Below are 679 nucleotides of genomic sequence, written 5' to 3'. Positions count from 1 at the left end.
GTGTTGGATAAAGAAAGGAAATCGATGATCGCTTCCTCCTTGTTCAAGCTGAAGAACATCGATCTCTACAACCGGCTGAGTCGAGAATTCGACGCACATATCTTGATCGAGAACGAGACCCTCTTATCCGCGATGGCTGAGAGGGAGCTGAGCACGATTCAATCAAGCCCTTTCATCTATGTATCGCTCAATGAGGGAGTTGGGGCTTGCGTCATGATTGACGACTGGTATTTGGAAGGGGCGAATAAGTCGTTCCTCGAGATCGGTCATATGTCGCTGGATATTCATGGCGCGCAGTGTCCATGCGGCAACCGCGGCTGCTTCGAGCTCCACGTATCCGTATTGGCTATGATTGATCGCGTCCAACAATACTTGCCCCTCTATGCGGATTCCAAGATTCACGAATGGATACAAGAGGATCAGAGTGCGATCGATGAGAAGAGCGTGCGGCAAGCCGCCGAGTTAGCCGATCCTCTAGCTCTTCGCGTGATTGAAGAACTGAGTACCGATCTGGGCAATGGGCTGGTCAACTTGATCCATATCTTCAATCCGGCCACAATCGTGATCGGGGGGAGGCTGTCTGTACTAGGGGACAGGCTGTTGGAGAAGGCAAGGGATCAGGTGGCAAGCCGAGCACTTCCATCGTTCTCCGAGCAATGTGAGATTGTATTGTCTGCAC

At 51.7% G+C, this 679-nt stretch carries 1 protein-coding gene; it reads left to right on the top strand.

The genetic code is table 11. From position 1 onward, the window contains the following. Positions 1 to 24: 24 nt before the first annotated feature. On the top strand, positions 25 to 679 hold a 655-nt coding region (locus AC1DWB_RS36745; protein WP_477545971.1), incomplete at its 3' end, for an ROK family protein.

This window comes from Paenibacillus sp. P4_E11 (assembly GCF_056401635.1).
This window is presented reverse-complemented; position numbering and strand designations above follow the sequence as displayed.